The organism is Candidatus Eisenbacteria bacterium (assembly GCA_035577985.1).
In the GTDB taxonomy this organism is placed as follows: domain Bacteria; phylum Desulfobacterota; class Binatia; order DP-6; family DP-6; genus DATJZY01.
Genome location: DATJZY010000117.1, coordinates 1 through 2,027 on the forward strand (window position 1 = coordinate 1; position 2,027 = coordinate 2,027).

4 protein-coding genes are annotated in these 2,027 nt (G+C 71.2%); all 4 read right to left on the reverse strand.

Features of this window, described 5'->3' with window-relative positions:
* Window positions 1–294 (reverse strand): hydrogenase 2 small subunit (locus VMS22_16325; GenBank protein ID HXJ35599.1); only part of this gene is annotated, 294 nt, incomplete at its 3' end.
* 18 nt (window positions 295–312) lie between these two features.
* Window positions 313–1,014, reverse strand: a complete 702-nt coding sequence (hypB, locus tag VMS22_16330) for a hydrogenase nickel incorporation protein HypB (GenBank protein HXJ35600.1) — start codon at window positions 1,012–1,014, stop codon at window positions 313–315.
* Window positions 1,007–1,357 carry a hydrogenase maturation nickel metallochaperone HypA gene (locus VMS22_16335; GenBank protein ID HXJ35601.1) on the reverse strand — a complete coding sequence of 117 codons (351 nt, stop codon included), beginning with the start codon at window positions 1,355–1,357 and terminating at the stop codon, window positions 1,007–1,009. Before VMS22_16335 ends, hypB begins: the two co-directional genes overlap by 8 nt.
* Before the next feature lie 13 nt (window positions 1,358–1,370).
* On the reverse strand, window positions 1,371–2,027 hold a 657-nt coding region (locus tag VMS22_16340; protein HXJ35602.1), incomplete at its 5' end, for a hypothetical protein.

A 2,027-nucleotide genomic window follows, 5' to 3' on the forward strand; every position in this document is an offset into this window, starting at 1 on the left:
GTAGTCGAGCGAGATCAGGTGGAGGATCAGCTCGCTCAGATCGGGCTGCGAGGTACGCAGCAGGCTCTCCGTGCAGCCGGTGCAGTCCTGGAAGTGGAGCCAGACGACCGACAGCCGCCGCGCCTTCGCGACCTCGCGCGCGACGTCCTCCGCGCGCGCGACGTTCGTCAGGGCCAGCCCGAACGGCGCGGCCACCATGAGCTTGCTGCAGAACGCGAGGAACTCGCGCCGGCTGACGCCGGCCTCCCGGAGGTGCCGCCCGATCGTTGCCGCTGCCGTCCGTCGCGCGCGCATTCGGATCCTCCCCCCGCGTCAGGACGCCGCAGCGGCGATCACCGACCGACGTCCTTCCAGCCATGCCACCCAGGCGTCGATCCCTTCACCCGAGCGCGCCGACAGCGCGATCAGCCGCGGCTCCGGGATGACGCACGCGAGCGCGTCCTCGAGCGCGCGCCGGTTGAAGTCCAATACCGGGAGCAGGTCGGTCTTGGTGAGCACCACCAGGTCGGCGTGGCGGAACATCACCGGGTACTTGAGCGGCTTGTCCTCGCCCTCCGTCACGGACAGGGCGACGACGTTCGCTTCCTGCCCGAGGTCGTAGATCGCCGGGCAGACGAGGTTGCCGACGTTCTCGATGAACAGGTAGTCCGCGCCCGGCCAGATTCCGTCGTGCAGCGCGCGGTGCACCATCTCGGCGTCGAGGTGGCAGGCCTGCCCGGTGGTGATCGCCGACGACGCGATGCCCGCCGTACGCAGGCGGACGGCGTCCCGCTCGGTGGCGAGATCGCCGGCGAGCGCCGTGAGCCGCCGGGAGTCGCCGAGATGCCGCGCCGTTGCCTCGAGGAGCGCGGTCTTCCCGGCACCGGGCGACCCCATCAGGTTGATCGCGGTCAGGTCGTGGCGCCGGAAGTGCTCCCGGTTGTGAGCGGCGACGTGGTCGTTCCGCTCGAGCAGTCGGGCATGCACCTCGACGGGCACGATCGTCGTGTCTCCGCATCCGCAGGCGTCACACATGGGGTATCACCTCCAGCTCGATCCGCTCGAGCACGATCGCGTCGCCGCCGGCGAGCCGCGCCGGCCACCCGCAGGTGGGACAGACGAGCGCGGCGCCCTCGGCGATCGCCGCGCCGCACGCGCCGCATCGCCAATCGGTCTCCTCCGTCGTGAGCACCAGCTCGGCGTGCTCGCAGCGCGTCCCCGGACGACAGAGCCGGTACGCCTCGGCGAACAGCTCGCGATCGACCCCCGCGAGCGGACCGATGCGGACGGTGAGGCGGTGCACCGCGGCCGCGTCGTGCGCCGCCACCTCGTGCGTGACGCGCTCGAGCAGTGCCTGGACGAGTCCGTACTCGTGCATCACTCGGGATCCCTCATGGAATCGACACGCAGCTGCACCCCGTGATGTCGAAGATGCAGGCTTGATCCCGCGCGCAGTAGCCGTTGCACGACGGCGAGCTGGCATCGCCGCACGCCGTCGTCCGGCATTCGCACGCGCCGCCCGACACGACCGCCGAGCAATGCCCGCCGCCGCCGCACGTCCCCGTGCAGGTCCGGGAGCTGTCATCGAACTCGCACGAGCCGGACGCGACGGTGGTGGTCGTCATCGGTGCCACCGTGGTCGAGGTCGTGGACGACCCGCCCGGCTGCACCTGCGCGGGCTCGCAGAGCAGCTGGGCACCCTTGAAGGTGACGACCCGCTGGCCGCCGAGGTCGGCGGTCATCGACGTCGGCGACCGGAACGTCCGTGGACAGTGAAGTCGATAGCACAGGAACGCGCCACCCGCCGATGCGCCGTCCGCTCCGACACACGCGAGCCTGGCCGGGCTGTGAGCCCTGCAGCTCTGGACGACGCCCGCGCTCGTCACGTTGACGGTCGCGCTTCGCGGCGTCGCCCGATCCTTCACCTGGTAGCAGGCGACGCCACCGCCGGTCTGTGCCGCGGCGGGGGGCACGAGCGCCGCGCCGAGCACGAGGATAGGTACCAGCTTCACCGCCTCGCCCGTGGGGTCATGCTGAAGCCCTACTTC